The 17,432-nt window shown below is 48.6% G+C and carries 16 protein-coding genes; 5 read left to right on the forward strand and 11 right to left on the reverse strand.

Going from position 1 to position 17,432, the window contains the following annotated elements; genetic code table 11:
* Positions 1-179: 179 nt before the first annotated feature.
* The 9 genes from HNR64_RS00005 to HNR64_RS00045 all read right to left on the reverse strand — a co-directional run bounded on the left by HNR64_RS00005 (position 180) and on the right by HNR64_RS00045 (position 10,596).
* On the reverse strand, positions 180-779 hold the full coding sequence (locus HNR64_RS00005; RefSeq protein WP_204994594.1) for a helix-turn-helix domain-containing protein: 600 nt from the start codon (positions 777-779) through the stop codon (positions 180-182).
* 261 nt (positions 780-1,040) lie between these two features.
* Entirely contained in the window at positions 1,041-1,595 is a 555-nt protein-coding gene (locus tag HNR64_RS00010; protein ID WP_204994595.1) for a tyrosine-type recombinase/integrase, read from the reverse strand.
* A 145-nt stretch (positions 1,596-1,740) separates the two neighbouring features.
* Positions 1,741-2,262 carry a hypothetical protein gene (locus tag HNR64_RS00015; RefSeq protein WP_204994596.1) on the reverse strand — a complete coding sequence of 174 codons (522 nt, stop codon included), beginning with the start codon at positions 2,260-2,262 and terminating at the stop codon, positions 1,741-1,743.
* Between the two features lie 117 nt (positions 2,263-2,379).
* Positions 2,380-2,673 (reverse strand): hypothetical protein, encoded by a 294-nt coding sequence (locus HNR64_RS00020; protein ID WP_204994597.1) that lies wholly within the window; start codon positions 2,671-2,673, stop codon positions 2,380-2,382.
* A gap of 94 nt (positions 2,674-2,767) precedes the next feature.
* Positions 2,768-3,811, reverse strand: a complete 1,044-nt coding sequence (locus HNR64_RS00025) for a hypothetical protein (RefSeq protein WP_204994598.1) — start codon at positions 3,809-3,811, stop codon at positions 2,768-2,770.
* Positions 3,812-3,841: 30 nt separating this feature from the next.
* Positions 3,842-4,561 (reverse strand): M48 family metallopeptidase, encoded by a 720-nt coding sequence (locus HNR64_RS00030; RefSeq protein ID WP_239547394.1) that lies wholly within the window; start codon positions 4,559-4,561, stop codon positions 3,842-3,844.
* Between the two features lie 8 nt (positions 4,562-4,569).
* Positions 4,570-7,626, reverse strand: a complete 3,057-nt coding sequence (locus HNR64_RS00035) for a type I restriction endonuclease subunit R (RefSeq protein ID WP_204994600.1) — start codon at positions 7,624-7,626, stop codon at positions 4,570-4,572.
* Positions 7,627-7,646: 20 nt separating this feature from the next.
* Entirely contained in the window at positions 7,647-8,885 is a 1,239-nt protein-coding gene (locus HNR64_RS00040) for a restriction endonuclease subunit S (protein ID WP_204994601.1), read from the reverse strand.
* Complete coding sequence (locus tag HNR64_RS00045) at positions 8,878-10,596, reverse strand: type I restriction-modification system subunit M (RefSeq protein ID WP_204994602.1); 1,719 nt, start codon at positions 10,594-10,596, stop codon at positions 8,878-8,880. The genes HNR64_RS00040 and HNR64_RS00045 overlap by 8 nt, the downstream gene beginning before the upstream one ends.
* Positions 10,597-10,853: 257 nt before the next feature.
* Between HNR64_RS00045 and HNR64_RS00050 the strand changes: the two genes are divergently transcribed.
* From HNR64_RS00050 to HNR64_RS17510, 5 genes are all read left to right on the forward strand, one after another.
* On the forward strand, positions 10,854-11,447 hold the full coding sequence (locus tag HNR64_RS00050) for a restriction endonuclease subunit S (protein WP_204994603.1): 594 nt from the start codon (positions 10,854-10,856) through the stop codon (positions 11,445-11,447).
* Complete coding sequence (locus HNR64_RS00055) at positions 11,444-12,745, forward strand: N-6 DNA methylase (protein ID WP_204994604.1); 1,302 nt, start codon at positions 11,444-11,446, stop codon at positions 12,743-12,745. The genes HNR64_RS00050 and HNR64_RS00055 overlap by 4 nt, the downstream gene beginning before the upstream one ends.
* Before the next feature lie 13 nt (positions 12,746-12,758).
* A complete protein-coding gene (locus HNR64_RS00060) occupies positions 12,759-13,154 on the forward strand; it encodes a gamma-glutamylcyclotransferase family protein (protein ID WP_204994605.1) in 396 nt (131 codons plus the stop codon).
* Between the two features lie 33 nt (positions 13,155-13,187).
* A complete protein-coding gene (locus HNR64_RS00065; RefSeq protein WP_204994606.1) occupies positions 13,188-13,730 on the forward strand; it encodes a hypothetical protein in 543 nt (180 codons plus the stop codon).
* Positions 13,731-13,964: 234 nt separating this feature from the next.
* The gene (locus tag HNR64_RS17510) at positions 13,965-14,099 is read left to right on the forward strand and encodes a zinc ribbon domain-containing protein (RefSeq protein ID WP_420853743.1); all 135 of its coding nucleotides are present in this window, start codon (positions 13,965-13,967) and stop codon (positions 14,097-14,099) included.
* A gap of 219 nt (positions 14,100-14,318) precedes the next feature.
* On the opposite strand, the gene HNR64_RS00075 is transcribed toward HNR64_RS17510, so the two are convergent.
* Together HNR64_RS00075 and HNR64_RS00080 are read right to left on the reverse strand one after the other, a co-directional pair.
* Entirely contained in the window at positions 14,319-14,942 is a 624-nt protein-coding gene (locus tag HNR64_RS00075) for a hypothetical protein (RefSeq protein ID WP_204994608.1), read from the reverse strand.
* Positions 14,943-15,498: 556 nt separating this feature from the next.
* Complete coding sequence (locus tag HNR64_RS00080) at positions 15,499-17,118, reverse strand: site-specific integrase (RefSeq protein ID WP_204994609.1); 1,620 nt, start codon at positions 17,116-17,118, stop codon at positions 15,499-15,501.
* Positions 17,119-17,432: the final 314 nt, after the last annotated feature.

A 17,432-nucleotide genomic window follows, 5' to 3' on the forward strand; every position in this document is an offset into this window, starting at 1 on the left:
GCTCTCGGCGATAAAAGATGCGGGGCAGTCGCCTGTTATCGACGGGAGATTAGAAAACGACTGAGCGCAAGAGCGGGGTTTGTTGAGCGCTTACGACGATACTGACTTAAGCGTGCTTTTATAATTTCTTGTAACTCGCTCATACGCATACCAACACAGCATTTTGGGCTCCCCTACGGTCACTCCGCCGCCAGCAAACGCCGTCGGTACAAGCCCGGGGGTAGCCCGGTCCAGGCCTTGAAAGCGCGAATAAAAGCCGCCGGATCGGCATACCCGGCATGATGGCTGATTTCAGCAATCGACACATCTCCCTTACTCAACCAGTAAATCGCCCTGTCCCTCCGAATATCTCCTTTGAGGCGATGAAAGCAGCTCCCCTCTTCAGTAAGCTTTCTGCGCAGTGTACGCTCCGTCATATGCAGTTGCGAAGCGATCTCCGTAAAACTGGCCGAATCATCCAGTGATGATGTTTCTAGCAATCGACTTATCTGGTCGGTAAAACTTTTCTCAATTTTTTGTTTGCGGAACCACGGCAGCGGTGCACGCCGCAAATAGCCTCGCAACTGCTCCCGGTTCCGACGGATTGGCCACCGCAGTACTTCGGCTGGCCACACCAACATATTCTGGGGCTGTTTAACACGGCAGAGTCCGGGAAAAAGCAGCGGGTATTCCTCTTTATAGGCTTTTGGTAAATAGGTAAAACTTACCTCCCGTAGGGGTATCTGCTGGCCTACCAACCAGTTGGGAAAACGATGCCAAACTGGACCAATCTTGGACAAATCAACGAGTTTATACAGTGGTTTAGGGTGTTATCGGAGTTTTTAAAAGTTTTAAATATCAAATAGTTAAGAATTTTCAGCAGCTACTTCTTTAATTGAAAATCCTCGTGTCGGTGGTTCGATTCCGCCTCTGGGCACCATATTTCGAAAAGGCCTTAACTTTCAAAGAGTTAGGGCCTTTTTATTTTCTGATGTGTAGCACTGAAATGCATAAATTGTGTAGCAGCTTTCTACTCCAAAACTGCCGAGTTCAGACCCACTTTATACCCGAATTTCGAACTCACTGTAAGCCGCCTGTGTGTCCGCATCGGTTAGCCCTATGTACCTCATCGTAACCGCAGGATGTGAGTGATTAAGCACCTTGCAAACCCGCTCTATGCTTGCGCCTTGAGAGTGCATTACCCAACCCAGGGTTTTCCGCATACTGTGAGTGCCTAGCTGAATGCCAAGAATTTCACCAACCTCTGCAAAGGCCTTGGAGACCGCTGAGCGACTTAACGGCTTATTCTTCGCTCGATTGCTGTCCACCTGAAAAAGGTAGATGTGGCTCGGGTTATCGACAATGCGCTTGTTCACGATTGCCTTAGCGGTGTCGTTAAGTGTCACTTTGCGCTTCTTGCCCGTTTTACCCTCTAGTATTTCCAACACTCCAGACCGAGCCTGAACCATGGTCACTGACAATAAATCGGATATTCGCAAGCCAACATTGACGCCAAACACCCATAAATCGGAATAAATCTCGCCCCGGTGCTTTTTCAATAATCTAGCAACGTCCTTGACCTCATCTATGGTTTTTACAGCATCGACAACGGCCACACCTATTCCCCATTTAATTGAATATATCAATAAATTGTGGAATAAATGATAACAAACGTAAGGAAATTCAGCAATATCGAGGGATTTCTATTCCCCAAAATTATATTTTGAGGAATAGGTGTCTGATCACTCTAAGAGCGGGTATTTACCGACGAGCCTGATGATTGTCATCAGTGACCGATATCCTCGACGAACGAGAATCCTCAACAGCAGGAGGCTGAACCGCAGCACGCTCAACCCCAAGAGCGGGCCGAATGATCTTTCTAGTCCAAGCCAACAGCCCTGTCTCTGTTTTAGCTAGCTCGCCCTCAGCCTCCTTAAGGACGCTTTCCCACGCAGGGGCAAAACCAGGACTCTTCTCATACATCATGTGAATTGCTTTGTCATAGAGATACAAAGTGCGTAATTCTGATTTATCAGCACGATTTTTTAGAGCAGCCAAAGAAATTCGAAGATTTTCATTTTTCTTAGAAAGTTCCTCAAGCTTCTTCCTCTGCTCCTCATTACCAATCGCATTTATACCCATCTGGGTATGCAAATGATCTTTTAGGTTGCGGTTCTCTTTCACAATACCCCGCCTTGCCCTCCAACCATTAAAAGCAACTATGATCGCTATGACTCCTCCTATCAATAAGCCCACAAAAAACAACCCTATCGACTCATCCATATGTCCCCCTTATCCCAAAAATATCAAGCCACGACTAAACTAAAAATATAGCTCCCCGCACCACACAGATGCAGGAAGCACTCAACCCACAAGCACAAAACCCAAGCTAACTGTAATTTACAGATGCGAACTTGAGGACCCAATCGCAACCACTACAGAATTTTTAATACCTCGTAAAAAATGATTCGCCGGGTTCAACCAGCAGTTATCGCTGCCAAAATCGGTAGAAACATAAAATTTGCGCTTACGCTTGGAATAACTAACCGCTGAAATAACAATATCGCCATCAATCTTCAGGCCTGTATCGTCAACAATTCGTAGGTCGCTGCCCTCATCAAATCCTTTCGTATCGCCTAGCTCTAAACGTAACCGAATATTCTCTTCGTGAATGGAAGCCAGCACCTTCGTCAACTTTGCATTGCTGTTTAACGATTCAGAAACTTGCCCTTAAACCCTCTCCGAAATCTGACAACCTTTATCAGCCTCTAACGCACACCAACGAATCTCAAGCAGCAATGGAAGCAGCCTGTAAGTGAGCGCCTCGACCAGAACGCGCCGCTATAAACAGCAGCAATATCTGTAGTAGCGTTAACAAACCGGCGAGAATAGCGCCCACGAGCCAAACCAACTTTTGAAAGAGCCTCCCAAAGACCTTTATTACCCTTTCGCCTCCGAGCCTGACCATCAGCGCAGTTTTGTCACCAAAGCCTTGAGTCGCTCTTCTAACTGTCTTAAGCGTATCCATATCCGAAGCGTGCTTGGTAAGTGCTAAAGCATTTTCCACGCCTCCCGAATTCCGAGCAATCAATCCAAGCTCCCGAAAGAATTCGGTTATGCCATCGAGCCTAATACTTTTCTTTACAGCCACAGACAAGTCTTTGATACCTGACGGGGTGAATTCCGCAACCTGAAGCGACTTCCTTAGTTCAGTGTAATTCACAGCTTCCACTACTCGACTGTGGAGAAGCTTCCTGAACCCAGCAGATTGCTTTGCTGTCTGTCGGGCTGCAGCCTTGGCAAGTGATACACCGCCATCAACAACTGGAGTTCCAAATGTCGTTACGATTCCAAACGCAGCTAACCCGGCAACCAGCTGATCTAACTCCTCACCCTGGGAAACTTTATACCCTTCCATCGCTAGATCGCGAAAATCTCCAATAACAAAAAAATCACTCGTGATCGCAGCAGAAGTAGAAACCTTACTATTCATCTCCCCGTAGGCAACACCACGATAGACTTCGCTTGGTGCTTTCTTAGCTGCATAAAGGAATGTGGACTTGCGCTCCATTTCCTCATCCCATTCGTCATGATGCGGGTAGCCATAGCCCCCATTCATCTTGATCAATGCGCTGGCATCATCAAGTCGATCTTCATCGAGGGCCGAGGAAATTTCCATACTTAGCAATTCCGGAGAACGCTCCCACCAAACAATTGCTAGCGCAAGCTGACGTCCTAGCTGAACACTCGTGTATTCAAACGCATACCCCAGCCACATACCCGTAGACGACAACAACGTCAAAACACACAGCGCTATTCTTAATTTCTTCAAGATTGCATCCCTGCAGCAGGCGCCAGACGGCTATAGCCTCAAGCTCATTTCAAACTGTTTCAGCCATGCCTTCTTTTCCAAAAAAGATGGCATCACACGCTCTACTATTTGCCAAAAATCAGCAGAATGGTCATGCTGCTTTAAGTGGCACAGCTCATGGATAACGACATAGTCGACAACTGAATTCGGAGCCATCATCACTCGCCAGTTGAACTCTAGCCGCCCCTTTGCGGTACAACTTCCCCACCGGGATTTGAAGGACTTGATACCCACCCCTGTCGGCTCAACGCCCACCACTGGCGCGTAGCGTTCAACCTTCTCCACCAGCTTCTGTTCAGCCTGTCGCTTATACCAGCGCACAAGGGCATTACGGATCATGTGCGGCTGGTCTTTGCCTTGTGGCACGGTGACTACCAATCGTCCGTTAATCAGGCGTACAGGCTGGAATGCTCCCCTCTCAACCTTCAGTCGGTAATTCCGACCCAGATAGGAAAAAGCCTCACCCGACACAAACTGCTTTTCACTAACCGGCTGCGCTTGGCGATGCAGTACGATCTTGTCTTTGATCCACTTCCGCTTTTCCTTCAGCAGCGAATCTATACGCTCAATGGGCAAGTCATGGGGCACCACAACCGATACCGCCCCATCTTCAACCCGGATGTCCGCTGTCTTTCTTCGTTCGGTACGAATGACTTCAGCAATAAAGCCGCTGGCTTCCCGGTACTCATGCTTCTGTGAAAGGGGTTTCATTGCAGCCATCATCGGAATTTGGTCTTCGCCAGTTCCATGAAACGGTCTTGTACGACCGTGACTATTGCCTTGTCACCATAGGAACAGTCCAAAATTGCCCGTTTTATCTCCTTCTTCATCCGCTTTACTTCATCGGGTTTGGCGAAGAAATCAACGATCTGGGTGGCTTCGTCGAAGGTCTGCACCAGTGACTGGCTGGTCGCTTTGATATCTTCATGCACTTCATCAGTGACCACACCATCATCACTATGACCTGTCACTTCCGCCATCAGAATGTTGTAGAAAGCAAATTCGGTTTCGGTCAGCCCAAGGTCATCAGCCGCCTGTTTGTGTTCGGTTTCAATATTTGAAACCAAGTCCAACAGCAGTTCCAGCTGCTGGTCCCACTTGCCATTGGTTTGTTCGATGATTTCGCGTAGCCGCAAACTAAGTGACTTATAGTATTCGGGGTCTTCATCAAGGTTGACCGTGATGTGGTGCTTGATCGCACTTTCAATCTCACTAGCGCGGGATTCCGGGGACTTGATCTGATCGACCGATTCCTTGAAGTTCGCTGCCATCAAGTCAACCGGGGGTATCTTGGGGTCTACCCCGGTGCTGATAATGTGATCTTCGACCAGCTTGCGCACCTTTTCACCGGCGTCATTGATATTCAGCCCCGGATCGCGGTAGCGGTTACGGGCGGCATTCTGAACCTTGCCCCAGAATTTCAGGTCGGGCACAAAGGGCTTGGCAGCTACATCCGGCAAGATTACATCCATCTGCTTGGAGAACTTCTTGTACGCCAGTTCGAATTGTTGCCGGGTGTCTTCGTTTTTTAGGAACAGTACGTAATCATCGATGTCTTCACCCTTCACGGTGCTGAAGATTTTCGCGACATTGGTATGGGCGGCTTTCAGCTTGGGTATTTCGTCTTTAAGGGAATGATAGGTACCTTCAACATCGTCACTGCTGAACATATCTAGGGCTTCAGTCAGGTGATCTGACAGACCATAGTAGTCCACGACGAATCCCGCTTGTTTACCCTTGTAGGTTCTGTTCACCCTCGCAATAGCCTGCATCAGGGTGTGGTCTTTCAAGCTACGGTCGATATACATGACTTGAGCTATTGGCGCATCAAAGCCGGTCAACAGCATGTCTTTAACGATCAGGAAGGCAGTCGGGTCTTCTTTTTCCTTGTCAGTACCCAGCGGCTTAGTGAAGTTCTTGATGATTCGCTTGTGGTCGGCACTATTGGTATACGGCGCATAGATGGGTTCATCGTTGTGCTTGCCACTGATAATCACCTCAGACGGTGGCGCACCCAATTCGTCCAGCGTCTTCTTGTACAGGGTCGCAGCATAGCGACTACCGACCACGATCATGCCCTTAAAGCCGTTGGGCTGAATCTTTTCCCTATAGTGGTTCAACAGGTCGATACAGACCCAGCGTATCCGGTTGGGTGCTTCACGCACTGCCCGTTCTACACCGTACTTCTGTTTGATTTCCTTCTTTTCTTCCGGGCTGTAGTCTTTGAAATATTCTTCAAACAGGGCATCCAGTGAGTCACCGACCACATCTGTCTGCACCTGACGCCCTTCGTAGATGATACGAACTGTCGCCCCATCTTCGACCGCTTCATTGATTTTGTACTGGTCGATATAGCCACCGAATGCCTGATCCATCTTCTGGGTCTTCAACAACGGTGTACCGGTGAAGCCAATCTTGGGGGCATTGGGCAATGCTGCATTTATGGTCGCCGCCAGATTCCCAAACTGGGTTCTGTGAGCTTCATCTGCGAGAACAATGATCTTGTCACTGGGGTTCAGGTCTTTGAAGTCACCCTCGGCTTCCGCATCCTGAAACTTCTGCACCATGGCGGTCACGATGTCGGATGAATCTTTGCGAAGAAGGTCTTTCAGGGACGCTACCGATTTTGCGTTATGGATCGTTTCACTCTGGGCATTGCCGAAGGTATCCGACAGCTGCTTATCCAGCTGGGTACGGTCTGTGACGAATACCAGCTTGTATTGCTTCAGCTCCGGGTCACGGCGCATCTTCATCGCCAGCATAACCATCGTCAGGGACTTTCCTGAACCTTGGGTGTGCCATACGACCCCGGACTTTTCTTTTCGATCTTTGCCGGTTTTTAGCCGTTCTATGACCTTGTTCACCGCTCGGTATTGCTGGTACCGCGCCACCTTCTTGATCAAACGACCATCGACCGCCTCAAAGATAGTGAAGTTCTGAATCAGGTCTAGGAAATTAGCGGGACTGAACATCCCGGCAATCAGTCGTTGTTGCGCTGTCACGGGGGTGGCAACATTGACTTCACCTTCGTAACAAACTGGTGATGCCATTTCCCGCACTTCATATTTTGGTTTGTCGCAGATATCAGCATCGGTGAATGGATAAGCATCTTTCCAATCCCCGTAGTGCTGGGCACTGGAACTGATCGTGCCGACCTTGGCTTGATCCCGACAGGTACTGACCATCAGCTGGTTATACCAGAACAGCTTTTCAGCCCCTTCGTGTTCTTCTGGGTAACGTAGATTGGCATAGCGGCGAAGCTGATTGATGCCTTCACCGATAGCATCCGCCACATAGGGTGATTTGCATTCGATCACTGCCAGCGGAATACCGTTAACAAAGCACAGGACATCAGGAATGATGTTTTGATTGGAACCTTCGATCTTGAACTGATTGGTACACAGGAAGTCATTATTAGCGGGATAGTCGAAATCAATGATCTTGACCGTCTGCCCTTTGCGACCTTTACCCAAGTCCTGTTCCACTGACAGGTAATTCACCATCATCTGATAGATGGCATGGTTATATTCCATCAACCCAGCATAGTTCGGGTGGGTAATTTCACGCATCACCTTCCGAAGATTTTCTTCACTAATCCATGGGTTCAGCTTTCGAAGGGCAGCTTCAAGGCGGTTAACCAACAGCACGTCACGGTAGTACGCTCGTTCGCTTGAATTGTCGGGTGACAGCTGGGCACCGGGTACGTATTCCCAGCCCAGCTTGGTCAGCTGGTCTAGGGCGGGCTGTTCTACCTTGTCGAGTTCATCCTGAAACATCGTATTGGCAGCGCCCGAACTCAGGCTACTGCTGACTCCTTATTATCGACTTTTACCCTGACCTTACCGGTTAACAGGTCTTGCATTAGGGCTTTTTTGACTTTAACAATTGAAGCTTCCTTCTTCTGCAATTCAAATACCGCTGAATCAACACTTTTCAAACTCGCTGCGATTTTGTGCTGTTCTTCAATAGGCGGCACGGGAACTAGAAGTTTTTTAAAGTAAGGAAGACCTATAGTTTTAATAGTGCTGCCAATTGCGATTGCTTCGAACTTTGGCTTCCAATATTGGAGTAAGTAATATAGGTAATGGTTGTCTAACCTTGAACCGCAATTCCATGCCATGAAATGCTGACTAACTGCCATTGGGCAGGTTGTTATTGCACTTTTCCCAATCCCAGCATCGCGGGACATAACAACAATCCCTGCGGGATGAAGTACAGCCGAAGAGTTCTTTATACCCAGGTCACTAATTTGTTTTTGAGATTCTGAAATGTATAACTTATCTAACCGATCAGAATCTGACAAAGAAATCCATTTGATACCGCCATTCCAATACTCGCCCTTTGACTTGTCTGGTGTATGCCCACTTCCGCGCTTTGCCACATTATCTAGTAATTCCGTGTCCCACCCCACCGGTATCCGCCCTACTGGCGAATCCTTGAATTCAGTGTGCGGAACGCCGCCCGGACCAATCCCTTTGGTCAACAACTCTTGCATCATCCCTGTTTTAAGGTCTTTCAGCTTGTCGATCTGTGCGCGGGTCTTTTCGATCACGTCATCGACGGTGGACAGGATGGCAGCGATTTTTTGTTGTTCGGGAAGCGGAGGTGTTTCCACGCAATATTCATCAAGCACACCCTTCTTTATGTGCTTCATGGTGCTGCCGTGTGAAAGTTCCGCAAGCGGATCAATACTGTTTAGAATCAGTTGGTGTAGAAATAAACGATCAATGCCATCTTTTTCTTCGACCTTGAATATATGTTGATTGAGAACAGCGTCGCCGCGATCCCAAAGTAAGGCGGTTAACGTCGCCGACCACGAAAATAGTAAATCACCGTTTCGAATGTAGTTCTTGTCAGAAACATCATCGCCAGCGTAATAATCTAGGTCGGCGTTTCGGTTATTGATTTGTGCTATTCGAATGATCGGCAGCCCTTCACCTGACCAATCTTCTGGCTTAAATGCACGACCATTATAGTAATTTGCTAAAGCGGATAACGGCTGAAGCGACCACCCATCTGGAACCGGATTACTCATAACCCAACTCCGTCAGATACCTTTTCATCACGTCTTCAGCTTCCGTCACCTGTGAATCCAGTTGCTTCAACGACACCCGGTATTTGTCCCACCACCGTTCCAGCTGGGTAATGACCTTGGCGTCTACATCACCCACGGTTTCCCGTATGGCTTCCTTGGATTCAATTTCTGGTTTGAATTCAAAGTAGTCGGTATCGCGCTTCACAAAGACCGTACTGACATCAAAGTCTTCCAGTATTTCTTCACGGATGTACTCGCTTTCCACTTCACGCACGGGAATACCACCATGCAAGATCGCCCGTACATCATAGATTTCCGGGGGTGGGCTGGTATCGGCATAGCGGCGAATATTCAGGTTGTAGTCGTTTTCGGCAATGTTCACCAAGGTCACGACCTTTGAATACCGTTTGATCTCTACATAGTCGTCAAAGGTCTGAACGATCTTTTCAATGTCCTTTGGGCGAAGCTTGTTCTGGTTCTTGCCTTCTTCAAATTCCAGTTCGCTGTTGATGAACAGCACCTTGCCTTTGCGCTCAGCCGGTTTGTTCTTGTTGATGATCAACAGACAGGCAGGAATACCGGTACCGTAGAACAGGGCTGACGGCAGACCAATGACCGCTTCCAATAGGTCATCGCTCAGTATGCCCTTACGGATTTCTTTCTCACTGGAACCCCGGAACAGCACCCCATGGGGCATGACTACGCCCATCATGCCTTCCGCATTCAGACTGGCGATCATGTGCTGGACGAATGCCAGATCACCGGCGTCCTTCGGTGGAGTACCATATGGGAAGCGACCGTAGTTATCGGCATCCGCTTCTTCCTTACCCCACTTTTTCAAACTGAAAGGCGGATTGGCGATTACCCGATCAAAGGTCATCAGCTGACCACCTTGGGTATGCTGGGGTTCTCTCAGTGTGTCGCCCTTGGCAATGTCTGCGCTGTATACGCCGTGCAAGAACATGTTCATCTTGCAGATCGCCCATGTGTTCAGGTTCATTTCCTGACCGAACAACGACAGGTTCGAAGGGTTCTCACCATTCCGGGCTAGGTAGTTACGGGTTTGCACCAACATACCGCCAGAACCCGCTGTAGGGTCATAGATGCGCATACCCGCATGGGGCTTGAGTAATGACACCAGCAGCTGTACCACTTCAGAGGGGGTATAGAACTCGCCCCCCTTCTTACCCGCTGAGTCCGCGAACATCTTGATCAGGTATTCGTAGGCAGTACCCAACAGGTCAGGACGCTCGAAGTCTTCGTTGCGCAGACGGTGGCGACTGAAGTGGCTCAACAGGTCACGCAGCTTCTTGTCTGACAGCTTGTTCTTGATATTGAAGTCGATGGATACCAACACACCTTCCAGTGAGGCGTTGTATTCTTCGATGGCTTCGGTGGCTTTGTTCAGTTCAGCACCAATGTCGTGCTTCAGGTCTTTGATGGCATCCCATCGGGACACAGGTGGAATATAGAAGGTCTTGTCGTACTCGTCTTCGTCGTCAGCCAACTCACGGGCTTGAGCTTCGGTCTTACCTTTACCGATGTAGTACTGAACGACACCCTCTTTGGCTTCTTCAAAAGCATCCGACAGACGCTTCAGGAACATCATGCCAAAGATGTAGTCCTTGTATTCGGACGCGTCCATGTTGCCGCGAAGGATGTCGGCGGCTTCCCAGAGGAAGGACTCGAGTTGCTGGAGCGTAATTGCCATTCCGTTGATTTTCCTTATGTTTCCATGCTGCCCAGCAAGGGGCATGCACAGAGTGTATAAAAGCTGCTGCCATTGTAAAGCGCTATCGCCAGCGCATTTTTATAGTGCGGCCACACTCCACGAACTGCGGACTTATGGGGCAGTTATTCCGCGACAAGCCTTAATTTCGTATTTCGTTTACGATTGACATTTTACCACCTCAGCCCTACCATTTAAATCGTATTTTAATTACGAATAATTATTTTAAGGGGGTAAGCATGGCAGCAGGAAATTTGACTCCCCTTGGCGAAATTGCCGAAATTTTTATGGGTGCGACGGTCAGTTATTACTCCAAATTGCCGCTAGAAGGTGAGGATCGCCTATTGTTAATTAGCGGAAACAGCTTGGACGAACACGGAAATATTGTGGAATCTCGGCTTATTCCGGTATGGAAACACAAACACAACACAAAGCGCTTTATTGCACAGACTGGCGATGTACTCGTATTGGCACGGGGCAATATTCGAGCAACCGTCTTTGCCGAGGCGCTGCACGCAGAACCGCTATTAACCTCCGCGAATTTCGCGATAATTCGCCCACATCAGCCAGAAGTTAGCCACGCTTACCTTGCCGAACTTATTAACACACCCTCGTCGCGCGAGAGGTTGGGTTTGTCGTTGGGAAAAGGCACCCCAAGCATTAGGGCTGCTGATCTTCGTCGTTTAAAAGTACCTATACCTGACCCACAGACGCGCAAAGCTATTGCAGAAATTCGTGATGCAAGGAATGAAGCATTCCGAGCGACACAGGCCCTTGCCGAACAGCAATATGCGACGGCAACGAGCATGATTGAGGGGTTATTGTGGTCATGAACAGCGAGAAAACCCGCATAATTTCCAAGCTTTTGGAAACCCGTGACCTCTGCAAGGGCCGCATTAAGCCCGATGAATTCTGCGAGGCCGTCGCGCTGTTCTTGGCGCTTGGCACCAAACACCCCGGCATAATTACCGAGGTACTCAAGGATGAAGAAAAATTCTGCGCTCCCTATGAAGGCTTTCTGTATAGATCACTCGCAGAAATACAGAAAAGAGAGCCCGATTTACCTTGGGACCCCTCGGGCCTCAGCCGCCTGTCTAACCTTGTCGCAAGAGCCATTGCGGAATTCACACTTTACCACCTGAATGAGCTCCCTATAACGGCCCAAGCTGTTCGTCAGTACTATGCTGAGCGTTATCACCGACCCTCTCGCAGTTATGTGAGACAAGCCAGTTTTTTTCAATATTTACTGGGGGATTTAAGCGGTAAGTCTTTTATCGACAGCCATTGTGGCTTGGCCTTTAAAAGCCAAAGACTAAAACCGAAGCATGGTGTTTTTGTTGAGGACGACAGCAAGATTGGCGTTCTCAGCCACCGCTTTCATATTGCAGAAAAGCGAGACGCTGCATTCATACGCCAAGATTACTTGCTAGGTGCCTGTGGGGATGTGGAACATGCTATTAACCCCCTAGCCTACGAACCTGAGCTTTATGATACAGCCTTAGTGGAGCCGCCAGCGGCTCTACCTCTTAGTGAGCAACAGCGCATTTCCTACCAGCAGCACTTCCCCTTTGTGCTTAAGCCCGAAGGAGAGCTACCAAGTACCGCAACACTTTCGCTCTGGCTTCAACAAACTTTTCGACAACTCAAGAAGCAGGGAAAGGCGTATGTGATAGTTCCTGACGGCTGGCTATCCAGAGGGGGCTATGATGGGCAGATTCGTGACTATTTCCTAAGCAATGGTCACGTTGAATCAGTGATTGCTCTGGACAGCATTCTCGACTGGACGTCTTTACTGGTGATTCGCAAGTTAGCGAAAGCGGATGAACCTGTGCGCTTTATGAAGCAATCATCCGCGCTGATGAATGCCCTAGCTGAGCCAAACCCTTCGGAAAATAGTTTTTACACAAGCACCGAACAAGATTCCGTTGCAGTGGATATCAAGGAACTTCAACGGGGGGATGCCAATGGTCGATATAGCGATCTTTCACCCCAACGCTTCCTAGAGGCCAACAAACCTGAAAATCATCGGGATACCCTGGCTATTGAGCAAAGGAAATTAGCAAAGGCTGAAGCCAAAGCGAAGGCAGCTCAAGCAACGCTTGAAGCGCTTATGGATAAGTATGGTCGGTAACTAGGAGGCAATTATGGCAAACACTATACATTTCCCAAAGTTAGCTAATCAGTATGTGGGTGTATACGGCACACTAAAGAGCGGTTTTAGCAATCACTCGCTGCTTGGGGACAGCCCATTAGTTGACGAGGGGTGGATTATGGGAATTTCACTCTATGATCTAGGCCCCTTCCCTGGCGCAACGCGGAGCGCTTCCGAACAACCTGTTTTTGTTGAAGTGTATGCCGTAGACGATGACACACTGGCGGCATTGGATCACTTGGAGGGCTATAACCCGGATTCTCCGTGCTCTTCGCTCTATATTCGACAGCAGATGCAGTTGGAAGCAGGCCCTAACTGCTGGATATATCTCTACAACAAGCCCATAGACGGCTATCTCAGGCTCGATGACGGCATCTGGACTGGCTGATACGGATTTACTAAGACACCACACGGAGTTGGTATGGCGACGATTACCGCACGATTGCAACTGGGCAAACCGCACCCTTACGACAATGGAATATGCCAGGGCTACAACGCAATAGAGCTTTATGAGAACAGCAATATTCACTGGGTAGCTCAAACACGACAAGGCAAAGTCGTCTGGCTACCCAGAACCAGTCATACGGTGGCCGCCGATGGGCTCATGCTATTGGCTGCACTCTATATGCCAAGCAGCAAGGCTGGGCAAGAGCTGTCAGATAGGTTTTTCCCAGAGAAAGGCTATCAGCGTATCCGCCGCATCCACCTACCAGACGTGACTGACGTAGATTACGAAACGCTATACAACGACGTACTGACCGCGTTTCATACGGATGCACAGCCCGATAAAAAACGCATCAAATTGTTGGCCTCTGTATATGAGGGGTCTGTTTTACACGCACAATTCGACAAGTTTACTGCCCTCGACTGCGACGTGGAGATTCTCACAACTAGCTATTGCAAGGCATATTCAGCATGGAGCGAACAAGAAAATATTCACGAGCGCCCCTTTGAATTGATCTAACGGAGAACCACTGTAATGGAAATACACTATTGTTGGCGCTGTGACGCAGAGTTACCATTTTTGGATGAAACGGAGTACAGCATTATTAAGCCATTGCTAGGCATTCCTGTACTGATTGACAGAGATAGCGAGGAGTGGCGGTTACTCAACCAAATTCCACTAGATATCTTTGAGAGTATTACCAGCCACAGGCTTAGTGAGCGGTCAGACATCCATCACCATAGGTTGTCGTTAATGGGACCAGAATGCCCTGATTGTGGGCACTTGCTAAGATCACCTAAAGCTGCGTTTTGTGCGAACTGCTGGAGCGACGTTAAGCCGAAAAGCAGCGAATCACCGAAGGAACACGCGCAGGAAAAGCGCGCTTAATACCTCGACGAGGAGGGCAGCATCATGGCAACACGTTTTCTGCTTGTTAGTGTTCTTCTACTTAGTGGGTGCGCTGGAACTAACCTACATGTCAATTCAGCTGGTACGGCGTCCATATCGACGCCTGTTGAGCTCGGTATTGCTCGATGCCATGTGACCGCCAGCGGGAGAAGCTCCGTACGGTACGGGGTAAGCTGTGGCCGATAGGCATCGTATGCCTTAGTATGAAGCCGTGACTTTCTTTTTTATATGAAATCCAGTTTTCCCGTAGCGAGAGCTCTTACCTATCTCACCGAACTGAATCCCACCGATCGATAAGCACGCAAATCGATCAAGCGCCTCGACATCAGTTCTGCTGTTTTCAAAGACTTTCGTGAGATACCTTTCCAGGCTCTTACCTTCTGCGAGTCGATATTGGTCAAGTTGAAACTTATCCACCTTCTTTCGCTTACCACGATTCATTGACGCCACAATACCTTCAATAAGCTTCTTCATTCTTTCGAATTCAGGGAGGTACTGTTGCCCTTCAATCAACACATGGAAGTGAACAGTATCCTTCGCAGGAGTATCCTCCATCACCACCACCCCCGCCAGGCAATCTGATTTGACCCGACCATAACGAGCTCTGAAGATTCGCAAATTTAGCTTGTGAAAAAATTCGTTGAGATGCTCCGTGCAGCGGGCTTCCGCCTCTAGATACGGAAATGTCAATGTTAGGTGGTAGGTCGTATTCATTGACCGCAACCAATCAATTAGTTGCTCCCTGCTATCTGCATTATTCGATGAATATTCCCCACTAACCAACTGCTTGATAGATTTTTTACTCAATTTAACGTTATACATATATTTCCTCTTTTTGTTAGACAATAAGATATTCAATGCACCCACTAGCTGGGCACAGTCGTTTATCTTCTAATTTTCACCATTCCGGTAAGCACGCCATAGCTGCTATGTACGCGATAACGGACCGAGGAACCGGCCGAAATAGCACCGATTCATAGACTATTTATAAGGGGGGGGTGAAAATCCGTTGAAAAAAATTTAGAGTGGCGTAATGACAGCAGCGAAAACACCGGCAACTTCAAGCGCAACGAGGGCTGCAAGCCGCTCGAAGGCAAAAAGGAGAGTCCAGAAAAAAATCGAAATCCTCCGTGAACTTTGCCCTGAGAAATGCAAATGCGTCGCTAATTTTCGGTGCTTAAAGGACCTAGGCGCACTGCATAGCGAGGTCCTTCTCATGTCTCATAGCCTCAAGTGGATTTCAGCCGAGCTCAACGATTCCGGTATCAAGACAGTTAGTCGCAAAGGTAAGTGGGAGCCAACAACGCTGAAGAACATCTTCAGAGAGGAGCTCCCTCGCGCCCTGAAGTGCAAAGATGATCACACTTACCTAAAGGAGCTACTCCGAGAGATTGAGGGTGGCTAGTAATTTTTTAGCCATACCGAACAACTCATCGCCATAATCGATTTTCAAAGCAGGCTCATGGAGTTGACGCAGTCTCTTACCGGCGGAGTACACTGTTTTTGCCAGAGTCTTTCTGCCATCCTCATGTCCCACCAGGAGGGAGATATACTCGTCCGGTACGTCAGCTCGATCTAGAGCGGTTATTGCCGTACTTCGGAAGCTGTGCAAGGTATATCTACGCTTGTGGCTGTCATCAGGAAAGTACCCCGTTTTCCAGCGATTGAAGCGGTCTGAAACCTTCTTTGAACGGCGGTCATCGTGAGTCACCAACCCCGGCAGAAGGTAGTTGTCAGGTGAATTTGCGATCAACCAATCTACAACCAGCTCACTACCCCGATTGAGCGGTATTTCTCGTATGCCAGCCTGAGACTTCGAATAGGGTAGAAAAATGGCTCTTACTCCGTCAACGATCCGGATATCGTCCTTCTTGAGCTGACACACTTCCTCTACACGCATGCCCGAGTACATGGCCAGCAGTACTGTCGGCAGGAGAACCCGAGTCGGTGCAGATGTCCCCTTAATACTGAATCGCGCAAGATCAGGAAGCATCTCCCTAAGCATCGCGTTGTCATAGGCTTCATTGGGGATAGCCTTACGAACCCCTCTCTTGGACTTTGGCAACAGTCCCACTGCATGCTCGAAAGGGTTGGTATCTGCCGCATCAAGAACACGAACACCATAGCGAAATACGGTAGAAATAGTTGAAATATTGTCAGAACAGGTTGTTTGGCCCGGCCAATGTTGCTGGGCCTGTTTAACAAACGCCCTGACATGCTGCTTGTTAATCTTATTGAGTGGCATTGCCAGCCCCATCGGAGCCAGGCATTCACGAGCGAATAGAGCAACAACTTTTCGGACGTTCTTAATCGCGGAAGTACGAGAGCCATTCGCGACACGGTGTTCAAGGTACTGATCCAATACCTCGCCAAGCGTTTGCCCATAATCACACTGCAAATACTCGCCGGTGACTTTTGCAAAGTTACGAGCCATAGCCGTATCCCCCAGCAGCTCTATAGCTTTGGCTTCATAGAGGCTGAGGTAATCACTTGTTCCAAGTGGCGCTAACAGTTGATCTACATTATCTGGGGATAACTGATCGCTATTGCGAACGACGAAGTCCCTACGGTGTTGGTCTAACAGCCCCTCCTCTTGCTTTTTGCGGTGAACAATAAGGCTCATTAGATAGTCGTAGAGCTTGGAGGCTTCATCCGGAAGTGACTTATTAGGCTCTTGATCGGTGGTTTCACACCGATTGGGAGCTGCAATGCCCTCGAACTCCTCGCCTCGAAGCAATGCAAACAATGCCTCCCATTCAGCGAGTATCTTAGCGGCCACCCCAGCCGCTTCGTGCTTTGAAACTTTACCCGTCGACCTAGTTAGCTCTTTCCGAGGTCTACCCTGCCGTGTTGCAAGAATGGGATTTCCGACCAAATCGGACGGTATCCGCTTTCTGACATACCAGTATTTCGACGCACGACGTCGATGCAAATAGTCTGAGCAGTCCCCGATAAACGTTGCGCGATGTGTAGCACTTTGTGTAGCACCCTGTTGCATAATATCTCCTTAATCTTCAATCAGTTAGAAGTATTTACGCAATTTCAATGGCTTACTTTCGGTGCTAAAAAACTCCGCCTCTGGGCACCATTTAAAATCAATGACTTAGAAAAAAACATCAACCAAAATTCCCGTCTTAAAAATCTCGATGTAACTATCGATGTAAGCAGGTTTTAGGGTATCGTCGTTTTTTAGCAAAGCCCCCACCCACAAATCGACATAGTAAGTGCAAAGAAAATCGGCTTAGTTGACCACTACAGCCGCAGAAATCAGCTCAGCCCGCCAAACCGAGACAGAACTGTGCATCCTCCCAG

This window comes from Spongiibacter marinus, assembly GCF_016906995.1.
In the GTDB taxonomy this organism is placed as follows: domain Bacteria; phylum Pseudomonadota; class Gammaproteobacteria; order Pseudomonadales; family Spongiibacteraceae; genus Spongiibacter; species Spongiibacter marinus.

Excerpts from the sequence above, each read along its gene's own strand:
- HNR64_RS00060 (WP_204994605.1), top strand. The coding sequence starts at position 12,759 with ATGGCAAACACTATACATTTCCCAAAGTTAGCTAATCAGTATGTGGGT.
- HNR64_RS00015 (WP_204994596.1), bottom strand. The coding sequence starts at position 2,262 with ATGGATGAGTCGATAGGGTTGTTTTTTGTGGGCTTATTGATAGGAGGA.
- HNR64_RS00065 (WP_204994606.1), top strand. The coding sequence starts at position 13,188 with ATGGCGACGATTACCGCACGATTGCAACTGGGCAAACCGCACCCTTAC.
- HNR64_RS00040 (WP_204994601.1), bottom strand. The coding sequence starts at position 8,885 with ATGAGTAATCCGGTTCCAGATGGGTGGTCGCTTCAGCCGTTATCCGCT.
- HNR64_RS00055 (WP_204994604.1), top strand. The coding sequence starts at position 11,444 with ATGAACAGCGAGAAAACCCGCATAATTTCCAAGCTTTTGGAAACCCGT.
- HNR64_RS00045 (WP_204994602.1), bottom strand. The coding sequence starts at position 10,596 with ATGGCAATTACGCTCCAGCAACTCGAGTCCTTCCTCTGGGAAGCCGCC.
- HNR64_RS17510 (WP_420853743.1), top strand. The coding sequence starts at position 13,965 with ATGGGACCAGAATGCCCTGATTGTGGGCACTTGCTAAGATCACCTAAA.
- HNR64_RS00075 (WP_204994608.1), bottom strand. The coding sequence starts at position 14,942 with ATGTATAACGTTAAATTGAGTAAAAAATCTATCAAGCAGTTGGTTAGT.
- HNR64_RS00030 (WP_239547394.1), bottom strand. The coding sequence starts at position 4,561 with ATGAAACCCCTTTCACAGAAGCATGAGTACCGGGAAGCCAGCGGCTTT.
- HNR64_RS00080 (WP_204994609.1), bottom strand. The coding sequence starts at position 17,118 with ATGCAACAGGGTGCTACACAAAGTGCTACACATCGCGCAACGTTTATC.
- HNR64_RS00050 (WP_204994603.1), top strand. The coding sequence starts at position 10,854 with ATGGCAGCAGGAAATTTGACTCCCCTTGGCGAAATTGCCGAAATTTTT.
- HNR64_RS00035 (WP_204994600.1), bottom strand. The coding sequence starts at position 7,626 with ATGTTTCAGGATGAACTCGACAAGGTAGAACAGCCCGCCCTAGACCAG.